Raw genomic sequence first — 15,950 nt, forward strand, 5'->3', positions numbered from 1 at the left:
GGTGCCCAAGCGATTTCGTCAAGAATTCCGCCGCACCCCCTGCAGGAGCTTATCGCCCCCCATGCCCGAGGTCATTTTTCCCGGACCCGAAGGCCGCCTCGAAGGCCGGTATCACCCCCAAAAGGACCGCGACGCACCGATCGCGATCGTCCTGCATCCGCATCCGCAATTCGGCGGCACCATGAACAACAAGGTTGTCTACAACCTGCATTACGCCTTCTACAACATGGGCTTCACGGTGCTGCGCTTCAATTTCCGCGGTGTCGGGCGCAGCCAGGGCGAATACGACCAGGGCATCGGCGAGCTTTCCGACGCCGCATCGGCGCTCGACTACCTGCAGTCGATGAACAACAATTCCAAGCATTGCTGGGTCGCCGGCTTCAGCTTCGGCGCCTGGATCGGTATGCAGCTTCTGATGCGCCGGCCCGAGATCACCGGCTTCGTCTCGGTCAGCCCGCCCGCCAACATGTACGATTTCTCGTTCCTGGCCCCCTGCCCGGCCTCGGGTCTGATCATCAACGGCACCGGCGACCGCGTCGCGCCGCCCGCCGACACCGTGTCGCTGGTCAACAAGCTCAAGGAACAGAAGGGCATCACCATCACCCACGAGGAAATCGAGGGCGCGGGGCATTTCTTCGAAGAACCGCACATGGAGACGATGATCGGCACCGTCACCTCTTACGTGAAGCGCCGGCTGACCGAAACCACAAGGTAGGATCCCGCGATGTCTCTTGTCCAAGACATGGCCGACGCGCTGGCCGAAGACGTGCTGAAAATCCAGGACGAGCTGGGCGAGGATCGCTTCTACATGGAAGTGGCCAAGGAACTCGCCGCCTCCTCCACCACGCTGGAAGAGGCCTTCCTGACCTCGATCCGCGTGCGGCTCTCCGAACGCCGCGCGCGCGCCTTCATCAACAACCATATCGACGCCGCCGCCAAGGCCCTGCGGGCCGGCGAGGCCGTGCCGCAGGCGCGTTCGGTCGGCTCTGACAACGAAAACCTGTGATCGTGACCGCCCGCATCGACGCCCAGGTGGCCTTCCTGAACGAGGCCGACCGGCTGAAATCCATCACCCGCGCCACCCCGCTCTGCGACGCCTCGCGCTACGAAAACTCCGCCGAACACAGCTGGCAGATCGCGCTTTACGCGCTGGTGCTGGGCGAACACGCCGACCCGCAGGTGCGCATCGACCGGGTGATCCGGATGCTGCTGATCCACGACATCGTCGAGATCGACGCAGGCGACGCGCCGGTCTTCGGCGAACACGATGCCTCGGCCATGGCCGCCCGCGAAGAGGCCGCCGCAAAGCGCCTCTTCGGCCTCCTGCCCGAGGATCAGGCGGCAGAGCTGATCGCGCTCTGGCGCGAATTCGAGGCGAACGAAACCCCGGACGCGCAATTCGCCAAATCCATCGACCGCTTCCAGACCCCGAACCAGAACATGGCCGCCGGCGGCGGGTCCTGGCGCGATTACAACGTCAGCTTCGACACGTTCCTCGCCCGCGTCGGCAGCAAGGTCGCCAACGGCGCGCCAAAACTCTGGCACTGGCTCGAACCCCGCGCCCGCCGCTGGTTTGACACCCACAGCGAAGACGCCCGCAAGGGCGGATGAGCGGCGCCCGGCGCTAAAAGTGGATCGCCCGCCCCCAGGCGTCCAGCACCGATTCATGCATCATCTCCGACAGCGTCGGATGCGGAAAGACGGTCTGCATCAGATCCTCTTCGGTGGTCTCCAACTGGCGGCCCACCACATAACCCTGGATCAGCTCCGTCACCTCGGCCCCCACCATATGCGCGCCCAGCAGCGCGCCGGTCTTGGCATCGAACACCGTCTTGACCAGCCCCTCGGGTTCGCCCAGCGCGATGGCCTTGCCGTTGCCGATGAAGGGGAACCGCCCCACCTTGACGTCATAGCCCCGCTCTTTCGCCTGCGCCTCGGTCAGGCCGACGCTGGCCACCTGCGGCTGGCAATAGGTGCAGCCCGCGATGCTCTCGGGCGCGACCGCGTGGGGATGCCCGCCGGCGATCAGCTCGGCCACCATCACGCCTTCATGGCTGGCCTTGTGGGCCAGCCAGGGCGCGCCCGCCACATCCCCGATCGCATAAAGCCCCTCGACCCCGGTGCGGCAGAATTCATCGGTCACCACATGGGTCTTTTCGACCCGGACGCCCAGATCTTCCAGCCCAAGATCTTCCACATTTCCAACAATTCCAACCGCAGATATCACTGTATCGAAGGTATGACTTTCCGTTTTACCATCTTTCTCGATTTTCGCCGTCACCGCGTCGCGGCCGCGATCCAGCCCGGCGACCATGGCCTTTTCCAGCACTTTCATGCCCTGCTTTTCGAACTGCTTTTTGGCAAATGCGCTGATCTCGGCATCCTCGACGGGCAGGATCCGGTCCATCACCTCGACCACCGTCACCTCGGCGCCAAGCGTGTTGTAGAAGCTCGCGAACTCGATCCCGATGGCGCCCGATCCGATCACCAGCAGCTTTTTCGGCATGTGCGGCGGCACCAGCGCGTGCTTGTAGGTCCAGACCCGCGCGCCATCCTCCTCGAGCCCCGGCAGCTCGCGCGCCCGGGCCCCGGTGGCCAGCACAATGGCCGGCGCGCGCAGCGTCGTCTCGCCGTCGGCGGTCCGCACCGCCACCTCGCCCTTGCCCGCCAGCCGCGCCTCGCCCATCACGCTGGTGACCTTGTTCTTCTTCAGCAGATGGCCCACGCCCGAATTCAGCTGCTTGGCCACCCCGCGCGACCGCTTCACGACCGCCTCCAGGTCATAGCCGATCCCGTCCGCGCTCAGCCCGAATTCCTTGGCGCGGTGCATCAGGTGGAACACCTCGGCCGAGCGCAGCATCGCCTTGGTCGGGATGCACCCCCAGTTAAGGCAAATCCCCCCCATATGCTCGCGTTCGACGATCGCGACCTTCAGCCCAAGCTGCGCGCCCCGGATGGCGGCCACATAGCCGCCGGGCCCGGCGCCAATCACGATCATGTCAAAGCTGTCAGATGCCATCGTGCTCTCCCCTCACAGGCTGTGAGGGGAACGCTAGCCTATCGCAGATAGCTGGGCAATGTGTCCACTCAGGCGGCCTCGGTCGCCTGCAGCGCGCGCAGCACCGATCCATAGCCGCCGCTTTCGGCGAACGCGCTCTCGGGCTTCGACGTGGTCCGCGACAGCGCCTCGTTGCGCGACGGGAAACGGCCGAACATGCGGATGATCTCGCGGTGCGCCTTGGCGTGCAGCAGATAGACCGGCCCGTTCGGCAGCCGCTCTTTCATCAGCCGCACCGCGCGGTCCTGATCGCAGAGGTTTTCCGAATGCACCAGCGGCATGTAAAAGAGCGCCCGCGCCGGTTCGTCGATCTTCAGATCCCAGCCCCGGTGGATCGCCTGTTTCGCCGCCGCAAGCGCGTAGCGGTCCGAAGAGAAGGCTTTCTTGGTGCCGCGGAACATATTGCGCGGAAACTGGTCGAGCAGGATGCAATAGGCCAGCGCGCCGCTGGGATAGGTCAGCCAGAGCGCGAACTTGCCCTGCATCGCCGCCTGCCAGGTGGCTTCGAACCTGTCGCGCACAAGCGCGTCGAAATCCGCGTCGCTCCTGTACCAATCTTGTGGACCATACTCGTCCAACCAAAAACTCAGTACCTCTTCCGGCGATGCCATCGGTCTTGCTCCATTTGTCCGGCCCCTGGCCGATGATAAAAAGATAGGATCATCCAACCGCATCAGGCCAGTCACATTTTCTGTCAAATCGACATATGACAGCCCATTGTGGCTTTCAAGTTCATGCGGCGTCCTGATCGTCCTGCGCCGCCTCGATGGCGAATTCCTGCGCATATTCCATCGCGACCGGCGTGGCCGACGGGGTGAGCGGTGTGTAGGCCCCCGTGTCCTGAACCGACGGCGCGGCGCGCTGGGTCATGCGGTAGAAGGCGTAGCCCATCATGCTCAAAAGCAGCACCGCGATCAGGATGAAAAAGCCCGACGGCCCGACGACGCCCATCCCGTAGCCGATGATCATCGGCCCGGCGATGGCCCCCAGCCCGTTGATGAACAACAGCCCGGCCGAGGCGCTGGCCATGTCCTCGGGGTCGAGGAAATCGTTGGTATAGGCGATCAGCAGCGAATAAAGCGGGTTCGAACACCCCCCGATCAGGAAGGCCGCGCCAAGCAGCACCAGGAAATGCTCGGCCATGAACACCGCCAGCAACGCCGCCGCCCCGCCCCATCCGGCGACAAAGGCGATCAGACGGCGGCGGTCGGTGCGGTCCGACATCCAGCCCAGCGGATATTGCAGCACCAGAGCGCCGACATAGAAGGCCGACACGAACATCGAGATCTGCTGCAGGCTGAGCCCCGCCGCTGTGCCGTAAACCGCCGACATGCCGAACTGCGCGGCGAACACCCCGCCCAGCAGGAACAGGCCCACGCAGCCCAGCGGCGAGGTCTTGAAAAGCTGCCGCAGGTTCATCGGCTTGGTCGCCTCGAAGGCCGGGGTGGGCGAGATCGACAACAGGATCGGCGCAAAGGCGATCGACACCAGAACCGACGGGATCACGAAGAGCAGAAAGCCGGACGGGTCCGGCACCAGCAGCAGCGCCTGCGCAGCGATGATCCCGGCCATCTGCACGATCATGTAAAGCGACAGCGCCTGCCCGCGGGTCTCGTTGCTGGCGGAATTGTTCAGCCAGCTTTCGGCGGTCACGTAAACCCCGCAAAAGCAGAACCCCAGAATCGCGCGCCCGGCGATCCAGGCGATGGGATTTTGCAGCGCCGGAAACAGGATCAGAACGGCCGAGATGAACGACCCCAGCGCCGCGAAGACCCGCACATGCCCGACGCGGCGGATCATCCCGGGCGTCATCCGCGACGCGGCCAGAAAGCCCGCGAAATAGGACGACATGATCACCGACATCTCGAAGGCCGAGAACCCCGCCGCGCTGCCGCGCACGCCCAGAAGCGAGCTTTGCAGCCCGTTGCCGACCATCAAAAGCGTCATGCCCAGCAACAGCGCCCAGGATGCGTTCAAAACTTGCAGCATGGCGGCCTCCGCGTCTTGGTTTCGGGGTCTGCCTAGCGCGGACGCCCCCCCGTCACGCGCTTGGATGCGACACCCGCCGTCGCGGGCGGAGTGTCACAGCCGCAAAGCCGGGGAAAGCGGGAAACAGGGCGCGGGGGTGCGACAGGCGGTCACCCGTCCGGAATCAGCAGCGACGCGTCGCCATACGAGAAAAAGCGGTACTCTGCAGCGATGGCGTGATCGTAGATCGCCTTGATCCGATCCGCCCCCATCAGTGCCGACACCAGCATCATCAGCGTCGACTTCGGCAGGTGGAAATTGGTCATCAGCGCGTCGGCGACCTGAAACTTGAAGCCGGGGTAGATGAAGATCTCTGTCGTGCCTTCCCAGGCCTCGATCCGGCCGCTTTGGCCCGCCGTCTCGATCAGCCGCAGCGCGGTGGTGCCCACCGGGATCACCCGCCCGCCGGCGGCCTTGGTGGCGGCGATCTCGGCGGCGGCCTCGGGGGTCACCTGCCCCCATTCGCCATGCATCTTGTGGGTCGTCACGTCATCGACCTTGACCGGCAAGAAGGTGCCCGCGCCCACATGCAGCGTGACATGGGTAAAGGCGATGCCGCGCGCGGCCAGATCGGCCAGCAGCGGTTCGTCGAAATGCAGCGACGCGGTCGGCGCGGCGACGGCGCCCGAGTTGCGGGCCCAGACGGTCTGGTAATCCTGTTTGTCACGGTCGTCGGCGGGGCGTTTGGCGGCGATATAGGGCGGCAAAGGCATTGCGCCCGCCTCGGCCAGGGCGGTGTCGAAATCGTCGCCCGTCAGGTTGAAGCGCAGATGGGCCTGGCCGTCCTCCACTGCTTCAAGAACAGCGCTCAGGTCATTGGAAAATATGATTTCCTCGCCGATCCGAACCTTCTTTAACGGCTTCATCAGCGCGGCCCATGTGCCGTCAGCGCGCGGCTCCAGCAAAGTGACCTCGATCCGCGCCTCAACCGGCCCCTGCGCGCTGTCGCGGCGGCGCAGCCCGCTCAGCCGGGCGGGGATCACGCGTGTGTCGTTCAGGATCAGCCGGTCGCCCGGACGCAGCCACTGGCCCAGATCGCGCACCACCGCATCGGTGATCCGGTCGCCTTCTGCCACCAAAAGGCGCGCCGAAGAGCGCGGCTGCGCCGGGCGCGTGGCGATCAGCCGCTCGGGCAGGTCAAAGTCGAAGTCGGAAAGCTGCATGGCGGTCCTATTGCGAAACATCCGGCGGAGGCCGGCGGAAAATCTCGCGGAACATGCCGGGTGTAAAGATCGAAAGCGGATTGACCGCGACGCGCGGCTTTTCCGCCGCGCCGCTGAGGTTGAAGTTGAAGCCGATCAGCCCCTCGCCCTTGCGCGAAAAGATGCGGCCTATGCCGTTGAGGATATAGATCGGCGACAGCACCCCCTGCATGTCCATCCGCTTGCTGGCCAGATCGTAATAGCCATCGAGCGAGACACCCATCGACGGGCCCACCGCGCTCGACCGGGTCAGGATCAGCTGGTTGGGCGTCAGCCGGAAACGTCCCTCGACCTCGGCGAAATAGATGCCCGGCCCGTTCAGCTGGTCGATCAGCCCGACGATGCTGATCGCGTCGAGCAGCGCGCCAAAGGCCGGGGCGTCGCGCAGCCGGATGTCTTTCACGTCGAGCCGCCCGTCATAGGTGCCCGCCACGCCCGCGACCGGGGCCAGCGTCAGGCTCAGCGCACCGCCGGCGGCGGTTTTCAGCAGCCCGGCGGCAGAGAACACGCTGCCTGCATCCTCTGCGCTGATGCGGAACGCACTGCGCCCTTTCTGCGGCGTCACCTCTCCGGCGATGGCGGCGGCGCCGTTGACCTTGCCGGTAAACTTGCCGTTCAGCCCGCCGCCGCTGCTGAACTCGCCGCGGAAATCCGTCAGGGCGATGCCCTCGGACACCTGCAGCCGGTTCACCGCAATCGCGATCGGCCCGCCGCCCGATCCGCCGCCACCACTGCTCGGAAGGTTGCGCATGTCGATCCTGCCGCCCGCGATCTGCACCGCAGGCGCGCGCCCCGCGCCGCGCCCCCGCAAGGTGACCGGCGCGTCCAGCCAGCCGCCCGCCCGCAACCGCGACATCACCACCCGGTCGAGCGACCCGTCCTCCTTCAGCGCGACACTGCCCTCGGCCAGAAGCCCCGGCGCGTCGAGCCGCAACGTCTCGACCGCCGCCGGTTTTCCAAGCGTTCCCGCCACTTGCAGGGTTCCGCGTGTCTCGGGCGCGAGGCTCCAGCCCAGCGGCGGAATGCGCAGGCCGACCCCGGCCAGCTCGGACGTCAGCGCGAACCGGGGCGGGCCGCCCTTGGGCAGTTCGACCGTCAGATCGCCCGGCCCCGAACCGCGCACCGACCCGGCGGGCAGGCCGATGTTGAAGGCCTCGACCGCCGCTTGCGACAGCGTCACCCGGCCCGCCACGCGGCTGCCCGCCCCGGTCCCGAGCGGCTGGCGCCAGCTGCCCTCGAACGGCACGCCGGACAAGGTGGCGCGGCCCGCGACCTCGACCAGATCGTTGTCGGCGGCAAAGGTCAGCAGGTCCGCGCGCAGGTCTCGCCCGGGCACGATCTGGTCGCTGGCGGCGTCGCGCACCTCGCCCTCGAAGCCAAAGCGCACCGCGCCTTTCGGCATCGGACGCACAAGCGGCAGGTCGACCCGGCCGCGCGCAATGACCTGCCCCTGCCCCAGATCGACCGGCCGCCCGGCCTTTTGCATGATGTTCAGCGGGTCGCTGTCGAGATAGGCCAGCGCCGCCGTGAGCGGCGCGTTGGCCGCCACTTGCACCTCGCCCCGCGCCGGGCGCTCGCGGACGTTGGGGATGACGAAACTGGTGCCCGCGATGTCGATCGTGCCGCCCTGCCCGGGGTCGACCGTGCCGCCCTCGGCCAAGACCGACAGGCGGTTTTCGTAGATCGTCAGCTGGCCGCTGCCACCGGTGACCGGCGGCAGGGTCCGGGCATAGCGCACATCCGCGTCCTCGAACCGCAGGTCGAGGTAGAGGTCGGGCTTTTGCCCCTGCGACAGACGCAGCGCGGCGACGGCGTGGCGGATGTCGGCGCGGGCGACGTTGCGTTCGACCCAGTCACGGGTGCGGGGCGTCACGCGCGGCGGCCAGTAGCGCAGCACCTGGTCGCGGGTCGCGCCGTCCAGCCGCGCATCCAGCGCCAGCTGCCAGCCTTCGCGCAGCGCCAGCACATCGCCGCTCAGCCGCAGCGGCAGGTCCTCGTCGGTCAGGCGCAGCCGCCCCAGCCGGAACCGGAAGGGCTTGAGATCCAGACGGAAATCCATCTCGGCCCCGGCCAGCTCGACCGGCTCCGGCATCAGATCGCCGGGATCGGCCATCAGCCGCGAGACCGCGAATTGCCCGGTCAGCGCACGGGGCCAGCCATCCTCGATGCCCTCCAGCACCGCGCGCCCGTCGGCCAGAAGCTCGCCCAGTTCGCTGGAGACGGAAATTTCGTCGAAATCGAGCGTGGCGCTGTCGGGCTTGTAGGTGAAATAGGTGCGCGCGGCCTTGAAAGGGATCGCTCGGGTGCCCTCGTTGGGCTGCAGCACGCCCTCGCCGATCTGCAAGGTTGCGCTGAGCGGGCCGAGCGCGCCCTCGGGCGTCAGTGCGCCGCGCAGGGCGCCGGAAATCGGCGCGTGCAGCGCGTCGAGCCAGGCCAGCGCCGGGCTCTGCGTGGCGATGTCGTTGGACGACAGCCCGCGCAGGGTCAGGCCAAAGTCCATCCCGGTGTCGCCGATGACGCTCTGGGCGTTCAGCTCGATGCTGGCGGCGGTGTCGCCGCCGCCGAGGATGGCCACGTTGCCGCCCAGCTGCAGCCGGCCGTCGTCGCGGGTCAGCCGCAGCACGCCGCCGTCCAGCGTCCAGCCGCGGTGCGCGCGGGCGTCCTCGTAGCGCAGGGTCAGCGCGTCGGCGGTCACGCTGCGCAGCCGCGCCAGCCTAGGGTCCGCCAGCGCGCGGTCGACCTGCGCGATCAGGGTGGGCAGGTCCGGCGTCGCTGTGTCGGCGGCAAAGACATCCCCCAGCGCCACCGCGATGCGGCCATCGGGGCCGCGGGTGAGCGTCAGGATCGCTCCCGAGACGCTCGCGTCGCGCAACACGATCTTGCCCCGCGCCAGCGCCTTGGGCGAGAGCGCCGCCCGCACGTCGCCAAACGCCGCAACCGGCACGCCGTCGTCGGTGCGGATGTCCACGTCCCACAGCATCACCTGCGGCAGACCGTTGCGCTGGACCTGCACCTGCATGTCGCCGAACCGCAGGTCGAGGCCCGGAAGGGCGACGTCGATGCGCGCCTCGATCCGCTCGCGCAGCCAGTCGGGCGCCGACACCGCACGCCCCAGCATCAGCAGTCCGCCGATGGCCAGGATCAGCGCCAGCGGTGCCGCGGCCCAGGGCCAGCGGCGGGTCTTTCGCCGCGTCGGTTCGGTTTCTTTCACGTCTCTCACTTGAGCTGTGTCTTTCCCGGATTACTGTTGCCCATCACGGGCCGATATGGAACGCCCGTTCTCATGATGCATGACAAGGAGCCCCCGATGACCGATACGGCCCCCGATTTCACCCTCCCCGTCACCGGCGGCGGCGATGTCACCCTCTCGGCCCTGCGCCCGGCCAATGTGGTGCTGTTCTTCTATCCTCGCGACGACACCTCGGGCTGCACCAAGGAGAACGAGGCCTTCACCGCGCTTCAGGCCGAGTTCGAGGCGCTGAACACCAAGGTCTTCGGCCTGTCCAAGGACAGTATCGCAAGCCACGACAAGTTCATGGCCAAGAAGGCGCTGACCGTCCCGCTGTTGTCCGACGAAGCGTCGGACGTGTGTGAAAAGTATGGCGTGTGGAAGGAAAAATCCATGTATGGCAAGAAATTCATGGGGATCGAACGCTCGACCTTCCTGATCGACGGCGAAGGACGGATTGTCCGGGAATGGCGCAAGGTCAAGGTCCCCGGCCACGCCGAAGAGGTGCTGGAGGCGGCGCGCGCCCTCTGAACCCGGCGCGTGACGATTTCTTTCAAAGAAATCGGTCCGAAATCTTTCAAAGATTTCGGCGCCGCGGTAGAGCGGTCGCATGATGACCTTGTGCGACATGGCGGTGGATGTTCTGACCACCGCCGACGGGCGGCAAAAGACCGCCAAATCCCGCGCCCATGCCGCCACGTGGTTTGCCGCGCGTGCCTCGGGTGACGACATCCCTCTGGGCCGCGCCGCGCCGCCGCTGCGCCCGGCCCGGCCCGCGGAGCCCGAGCTTCTGAGCCCGCGCGACGTGCCCAAACGCAAGCCCGGAACGCCGCAGGGTCGCATCGCGCTCCTGCACGCGGTCGCCCATATCGAGCTCAACGCCGTCGATCTGCATTGGGACATCATCCCGCGTTTTGCCGGCACCGCGATGCCCGCCGGCTTCTACGACGACTGGGTCAAGGCCGCCGACGAGGAATCCAAGCATTTCAACCTGATGTGCGACTGCCTCGAAGCGGCCGGCAGCCATTACGGCGCCCTGCCCGCCCATGCCGGCATGTGGCGCGCCGCCGAGGACACCGCCGAGGATTTCATGGGCCGGCTCGCCGTCGTGCCCATGGTGCTCGAGGCGCGCGGGCTCGATGTGACCCCGGGCATGATCGAGATCTTCCGCAAGGCCGGCGACACCGCCGCCGTCGCAGCGCTCGAGACGATCTATGCCGAGGAGGTGAGCCACGTCGCCTACGGCTCCAAATGGTTCCATTTCCTCTGCGGCCGCCACGATCTCGACCCCAAAACCGTCTTCCACGACCTGGTCCGGCGATATTTCAAGGGCGCGCTCAAGCCGCCCTTCAACGAGGAAAAACGCGCCGAGGCGGGCCTGCCGCCGGATTTCTACTGGCCGCTCGCGGATCGGCCGCAATAACGAAGCCCTTGGCATCGGCGGATTTTTGCCACTTGCGCGGCATGACGCCCAAAGACCCGAATCGCACGCCCAAAAGTGTTGCGAAACCGTCACGCGGCCGTTAACCCCGGTTCCCAAGGTTCCGGAATGGGGAACCGAGCGCCGGAATTGGGACGGGAAAGAGGACGATCAGGTGAGAACGCGTCTCGCGATCAAGACACATGCGCTGCTCGAACGCTGGTTTCCGGAACGCCGGCTGTTTCTGAGGTCCGAAGAAGACACCCGTTTCATTCGTCTGAAATCCGAGACTCAGGCGCTCGCCTTTGCCGGCGGAACGGCGGTTCTGGCCTGGACGATCATCGCCACCGCAGTCCTTCTGATGGACAGCATCGGCGCCGGCAACTTCCGCGAACAGGCCAAGCGCGACCAGATCACCTACCAGCAGCGCCTCAACGAGATGTCCGCCGAACGCGACGCCCGCGCCGCCGAGGCGCTGGCCGCACAGCAGCGCTTCAATTCGGCCCTGGCGCAGATCTCGGCCATGCAATCGCAGCTGCTCGATTCCGAAACCCGCCGCAAAGAGCTCGAGACCGGCATCGACGTGATCCAGGCCACCTTGCGCAACACGATGAACGAACGCGAGGCCGTCGCCGACCGTCTCGCCGCGCTCGAGGCGCAGATCGAAGGCGGCGCGACCGCACTGGCCCGGGGCGGCGGCGAAGGGGACGGCACGCTCGACATGCTGGCCCAGGCGCTGGCCCGCACCGCCGCCGAACGCGACCAGGTGGTGGCAGACGCGCAGGACGCGCTGATCCGCGCCGACGAAATGGCGCTGGAAATCCGGCTGATGGAAGAAAAGAACGACGCCATCTTCCGCCAGCTCGAAGAGGCCATGACCGTCAGCGTCAAGCCGCTCGACAAGATGTTCGAAGCGGCGGGAATGAACCCCGACCGCATCCTCGACCAGGTCCGCCGCGGCTATTCCGGCCAGGGCGGCCCGCTGACCCCGCTCAGCTTTTCCACCCGGGGCGGCGACCCCTCGCCGGACACCCAGCGCGCCAACCGGATCCTCAACCAGATGGACCGGCTGAACCTCTACCGGATCGCCGCGCAAAAAGCGCCCTTCTCGTCGCCGCTCAAGGATCCGTTCCGCTTCACCAGCGGCTTCGGCTACCGCTGGGGCCGCCTGCACGCGGGCACCGATTTCGCCGCGCCCCACGGCACGCCGATCTATTCCACCGCCGACGGCGTCGTGGTGCATGCGGGCTGGCAGTCCGGCTATGGCCGCCTGGTCAAGATCCAGCACGAATTCGGCATCGAAACACGCTACGCGCATCTGTCGAAAATTCGCGTGAAGGTCGGTCAAAGGGTCTCGCGCGGGGACCGCATCGGTGATATGGGCAATACAGGACGGTCGACCGGCACGCATCTGCACTACGAGGTCCGCGTCGGAGGAGACGCCGTCAACCCCATGATCTACATCAAGGCTGCGAACGATGTTTTCTAAAAGCAAAATCAACGAGCCCGGCGCCAAGCCCGAGGACACGGCGAAACCCGCCTCTTCCGAGGCCCCGCGCCCCTCGCCCGCTCCCGACTTCAAGGCATCGGCCCCCAAGGCCAAGCCCCCCGCATCGGTGCTGAGCCCTGATCTTCACATCACCGGCAATCTCAAGACCACCGGCGACATCCAGGTCGAAGGCACGGTCGAGGGCGACATCCGCGCCCACCTGCTGACCATCGGCGAATCCGCCACGATCAAGGGCGAAGTGACCGCCGACGACGTGGTCGTGAACGGCCGCATCGTCGGCCGCGTGCGCGGCCTCAAGGTGCGCCTGACCGCGACCGCGCGGGTCGAGGGCGACATCATCCACAAGACCATCGCCATCGAAAGCGGCGCGCATTTCGAAGGCTCGGTGCAGCGTCAGGACGATCCGCTCACCGGCAACAAGACCAAGCCGCAGGGCGCCGCAGGCGCTGGCGGACAGCCTGGCGGCGGCGGACAGGCCGGCGGCGCAAAGCCCGCGCCCCAGCGCGGCCCGCAGAACGGCTGATCCTTTCGGTCACGAAAAATCAAAGGCCTCCGCGCAGATCGCCCGGAGGCCTTTTTCATACCGCCAGACGGCTCACGCCTCCAGCTCGGCGTCCCAGTAAAGGAAATCCATCCAGCTGTCGTGCAGATGGTTGGGCGGGAATTTCCGCCCCATGTTCATCAGCTCCGACGCCCCCGGCCGGCGCGGCGGTTTGCGCAGGCTCATCCCCACCTGCCGCAGGCTTTTGGACCCTTTGCGCAGGTTGCAGGGCGCGCAGGCCGCCACGACGTTTTCCCACGAGGTGATCCCGCCGCTGGCGCGCGGCACCACGTGGTCAAAGGTCAGATCGCCCTTCGATCCGCAATACTGGCAGCGGAATTCGTCCCTCAGAAATAAATTAAAGCGCGTGAAGGCCACGCGCTTTCTCGGTTTGACATAATCTTTCAGCACCACGACGCTGGGGATTTTCAGCGTCATCGAAGGGCTGCGGACCACCTCGTCATATTCGGCGACGATATCCACCCTGTCGAGGAAGGCCGCCTTGACCGCCTCCTGCCAGGGCCAGAGGCTGAGCGGGTAATAGGACAGCGGCCGGTAATCCGCATTCAGCACCAGCGCCGGATGATGCCTCAACGCGCCCGGTTCGCGCACGAAGGCCGTTCTGAAATCGCCGTCCATGTCGTGACTCGTCCTCTACCCTGCCTGCCCGTCACCGTGCACCAAAGCGGGGAGTCCCGCCCCGGTCTGCAACCACTATATATCGCGGATGCCCCAAGGCAAGCCCCGCTAGATAGAGTGACGGCACAAGCCCTACCAAGCCAATGCAACAGAACAACGACGCCTGAAAAACAGGCGCTTTCCCCTTTCACTGATCCACAAAATATCCCGGGGAGCGTGAGGGGCTGGCCCCTCACTCCGACGCCGGCCCAGGGCGCACCCGCCGCCAGGTCACAACCCGCACTTGTCACGCATAAAGGCCAGCGCCACCGACAGCCCGTCGGGGGCGATGCCATGGGCGGTGCCCTTCATGATATGGGCATAGACCTCTTTCCAGCCCGCACCCTGCAGCGCCTCGGCGGCCGCCGGCAGCGATTGCGGCGGCACCACGTCGTCCTGATCGCCATGCACCAGCAGGATGGGCGGGCGGCTGACGGTTTCATCCGCCAGCAGTTCCGGCTCCAACAGCCGCCCCGAAAACCCGACCACGCCCGCCACCTCGTCCTCGCGGCGCGGCGCAACATGCAGCGACATCATGGTGCCCTGCGAAAAGCCGAAAAGCACCACCTGTTCGGGCAGCAGATCCTCGTCCACCATCAGCGCGTCGAGAAAGGCGTTCAGATCGTCGACCGCCCGCGCCATCCCGGCCATCGCTTCCTCTTCCGAGGACCCATCGATCCAGGGGATCGGAAACCACTGAAACCCGAAAGGCGCGCCCGCGCAGGCCTCGGGCGCGTCGGGCGCGACGAAAAGCGTGTCGGGCAGATGCTCGGCCAGCGGATCGGCCAGCCCCAAAAGGTCCGCCCCGTTGGCGCCATAGCCGTGCAGAAACACCACCGCCGACCGCATCTCTCCCGAAAGAGGCTCTTTCCGGCCCGCCGTCAAAACCCGTGTCATGCGATCCCCTCACGTTGCTTTTCAACATGGTAGTAGGCCCAGAGCGTGCGCGCCGCAACCGATCTCCACGGGCTCCAGTCCTCGGCCATGGTGCGCAGCGCCCTCTCGCGGGGCCGGTCGGGCAGTTCGAAAAGCAGCCGCGCGCCCTCCTGCAGCGCCAGATCCCCCGGCGCGAAGACATCCGCCCGGCCCAGGCTGAACATCGCATAGATCTCGGCGGTCCAGACGCCGATGCCTTTGACGGCCGTCAGGGTCGCCACCACCTCTGTCACCGGCGCGCTCCGCAGCGCCGCGAAGTCGATCCCGGCCTCGGCCAGCGCCCGCGCATAGGCCGCTTTCTGCCGGCTCAGCCCCAGCCCGCGCAGCGCCTCGTCGCTCGAGGCCAGGATCTGCGCGGGGGCCGTCATCCCGGCCTCTTCCAGCCGCGCCCAGATCGCCCGCGCCGAGGCGACGCTGACCTGCTGGCTGACGATCGCGCTCAGCAATTGCGCAAAGCCGTTGGGGCGGCGGCGTAGCGGCAGCGGCCCGGTCGCCTCCAGCGCCCGGGCAAAGCGCGCATCCCGGCACGCAAGCCATTCCGCGCCCTCGGCCACGCAGTCGTCCGAGACGATTATCCGGCCGATATCCGCGCCGTCACCCATGCGATCGCTCCTTTTGCCGTGTCGAAAAGCGGCCCCTCGGGCCAGCGCGGCCGGTCGATCATCGCCACCTTCAGCCCCAGTTGCCGCGCCGCGGCCAGCTTGGGCCAGCCGCCGGGCCCGCCGGCGTTGCGGGTGATCAGCCAGCCGATGCGCAGCGTGCGCAGCAAGCCCGCCTCCTGCCGCACCGTAAAAGGCCCCTGCCCCGGCACAAAGCGCCCGCCGCGCAGCGGACAGGCGCCCCCCGGCGCGCCGATGCGGCGCACGAAGGCGCGGGCGCGCAGCCCGTGCAGATCGCCCAGGCCCGCGCGCCCCAGCGTGACAAAGACCCGCGCACCCGGCGGGATGACCGCCCGCGCCTCGGTCGCCGCCCGCAGGCTGTGCCAGCGGTCACCCCGCGCCGCCCGCCACGGCGGCCGGCGCACCAGCGCATAGTCCAGCCCCGCGCCCCGCGCAGCGCGCACCGCCTGAAAGGCCGCACCGTCGTCGCAGGGATGCGGCGCGATCAGCACCGCCACAGCACCCACGCCCCGCAGCCAGGCCGCGTCGACAGGCCCCACCGACACCGGGCAAGCCCAATCCTGCGGCACTCTATCCGGCGCGGGCAGACGGACCACAGCCCCCGGCAGCAGCGCGGCCAGCAGCCGCGCCTCGGCCGAGCCGCCGACGATCGCCACGGGTCTCTGTCCGGTATCCTTCATGCCCCGGTGATACGCCGCGCCGTCCCGGCGTGCCACGAAAATCCGCGC

At 67.2% G+C, this 15,950-nt stretch carries 16 protein-coding genes; 7 read left to right on the forward strand and 9 right to left on the reverse strand.

The window, feature by feature from the left end:
- Positions 1 to 61: 61 nt before the first annotated feature.
- From RXV88_RS07100 to RXV88_RS07110, 3 genes are read left to right on the forward strand one after another with little or no spacing between them, the layout of a single operon-like run.
- Positions 62 to 715 (forward strand): alpha/beta hydrolase, encoded by a 654-nt coding sequence (locus tag RXV88_RS07100; RefSeq protein WP_316291502.1) that lies wholly within the window; start codon positions 62 to 64, stop codon positions 713 to 715.
- Between the two features lie 9 nt (positions 716 to 724).
- Positions 725 to 1,006, forward strand: coding sequence for a hypothetical protein (locus tag RXV88_RS07105; protein WP_316291503.1), 282 nt, complete (start codon positions 725 to 727; stop codon positions 1,004 to 1,006).
- Between the two features lie 2 nt (positions 1,007 to 1,008).
- On the forward strand, positions 1,009 to 1,611 hold the full coding sequence (locus RXV88_RS07110) for an HD domain-containing protein (RefSeq protein WP_316291504.1): 603 nt from the start codon (positions 1,009 to 1,011) through the stop codon (positions 1,609 to 1,611).
- Between the two features lie 13 nt (positions 1,612 to 1,624).
- On the opposite strand, the gene lpdA is transcribed toward RXV88_RS07110, so the two are convergent.
- The 5 genes from lpdA to RXV88_RS07135 form a co-directional block, all read right to left on the reverse strand.
- Positions 1,625 to 3,019, reverse strand: a complete 1,395-nt coding sequence (gene lpdA / locus RXV88_RS07115; protein WP_316291505.1) for a dihydrolipoyl dehydrogenase — start codon at positions 3,017 to 3,019, stop codon at positions 1,625 to 1,627.
- A 68-nt stretch (positions 3,020 to 3,087) separates the two neighbouring features.
- Positions 3,088 to 3,669: a DUF924 family protein gene (locus RXV88_RS07120; RefSeq protein ID WP_316291507.1), complete on the reverse strand. Its 582-nt coding sequence runs from the start codon at positions 3,667 to 3,669 to the stop codon at positions 3,088 to 3,090.
- A 121-nt stretch (positions 3,670 to 3,790) separates the two neighbouring features.
- On the reverse strand, positions 3,791 to 5,047 hold the full coding sequence (locus RXV88_RS07125) for an MFS transporter (protein WP_316291508.1): 1,257 nt from the start codon (positions 5,045 to 5,047) through the stop codon (positions 3,791 to 3,793).
- A 149-nt stretch (positions 5,048 to 5,196) separates the two neighbouring features.
- Complete coding sequence (gene queA / locus RXV88_RS07130) at positions 5,197 to 6,249, reverse strand: tRNA preQ1(34) S-adenosylmethionine ribosyltransferase-isomerase QueA (RefSeq protein WP_316291510.1); 1,053 nt, start codon at positions 6,247 to 6,249, stop codon at positions 5,197 to 5,199.
- A gap of 7 nt (positions 6,250 to 6,256) precedes the next feature.
- A complete protein-coding gene (locus tag RXV88_RS07135) occupies positions 6,257 to 9,499 on the reverse strand; it encodes an AsmA-like C-terminal region-containing protein (RefSeq protein WP_316291512.1) in 3,243 nt (1,080 codons plus the stop codon).
- Positions 9,500 to 9,595: 96 nt separating this feature from the next.
- Here RXV88_RS07135 and RXV88_RS07140 point away from each other — a divergent pair, with 96 nt between their 5' ends.
- The 4 genes from RXV88_RS07140 to RXV88_RS07155 all read left to right on the forward strand — a co-directional run bounded on the left by RXV88_RS07140 (position 9,596) and on the right by RXV88_RS07155 (position 12,970).
- The gene (locus tag RXV88_RS07140) at positions 9,596 to 10,048 is read left to right on the forward strand and encodes a peroxiredoxin (protein WP_316291514.1); all 453 of its coding nucleotides are present in this window, start codon (positions 9,596 to 9,598) and stop codon (positions 10,046 to 10,048) included.
- A gap of 79 nt (positions 10,049 to 10,127) precedes the next feature.
- The gene (locus RXV88_RS07145; RefSeq protein WP_316291516.1) at positions 10,128 to 10,940 is read left to right on the forward strand and encodes a ferritin-like domain-containing protein; all 813 of its coding nucleotides are present in this window, start codon (positions 10,128 to 10,130) and stop codon (positions 10,938 to 10,940) included.
- Positions 10,941 to 11,112: 172 nt separating this feature from the next.
- Positions 11,113 to 12,426 (forward strand): DUF5930 domain-containing protein, encoded by a 1,314-nt coding sequence (locus tag RXV88_RS07150; RefSeq protein ID WP_316291518.1) that lies wholly within the window; start codon positions 11,113 to 11,115, stop codon positions 12,424 to 12,426.
- Positions 12,416 to 12,970 (forward strand): polymer-forming cytoskeletal protein, encoded by a 555-nt coding sequence (locus RXV88_RS07155; RefSeq protein WP_316291520.1) that lies wholly within the window; start codon positions 12,416 to 12,418, stop codon positions 12,968 to 12,970. Before RXV88_RS07150 ends, RXV88_RS07155 begins: the two co-directional genes overlap by 11 nt.
- Before the next feature lie 72 nt (positions 12,971 to 13,042).
- Here RXV88_RS07155 and RXV88_RS07160 read toward each other — a convergent pair whose 3' ends face one another.
- The 4 genes from RXV88_RS07160 to RXV88_RS07175 form a co-directional block, all read right to left on the reverse strand.
- Positions 13,043 to 13,627, reverse strand: coding sequence for an HNH endonuclease (locus RXV88_RS07160; protein ID WP_316291522.1), 585 nt, complete (start codon positions 13,625 to 13,627; stop codon positions 13,043 to 13,045).
- Positions 13,628 to 13,897: 270 nt separating this feature from the next.
- Positions 13,898 to 14,563, reverse strand: coding sequence for an alpha/beta hydrolase (locus tag RXV88_RS07165; protein WP_316291524.1), 666 nt, complete (start codon positions 14,561 to 14,563; stop codon positions 13,898 to 13,900).
- Positions 14,560 to 15,204 carry a DNA-3-methyladenine glycosylase 2 family protein gene (locus RXV88_RS07170; RefSeq protein ID WP_316291525.1) on the reverse strand — a complete coding sequence of 215 codons (645 nt, stop codon included), beginning with the start codon at positions 15,202 to 15,204 and terminating at the stop codon, positions 14,560 to 14,562. Before RXV88_RS07170 ends, RXV88_RS07165 begins: the two co-directional genes overlap by 4 nt.
- A complete protein-coding gene (locus RXV88_RS07175) occupies positions 15,174 to 15,938 on the reverse strand; it encodes a precorrin-6A/cobalt-precorrin-6A reductase (protein WP_316291526.1) in 765 nt (254 codons plus the stop codon). The genes RXV88_RS07170 and RXV88_RS07175 overlap by 31 nt, the downstream gene beginning before the upstream one ends.
- Positions 15,939 to 15,950 lie beyond the last annotated feature (12 nt).

It is taken from the genome of Aestuariicoccus sp. MJ-SS9 (assembly GCF_032586235.1).
Taxonomy (GTDB): Bacteria; Pseudomonadota; Alphaproteobacteria; order Rhodobacterales; family Rhodobacteraceae; genus Aestuariicoccus.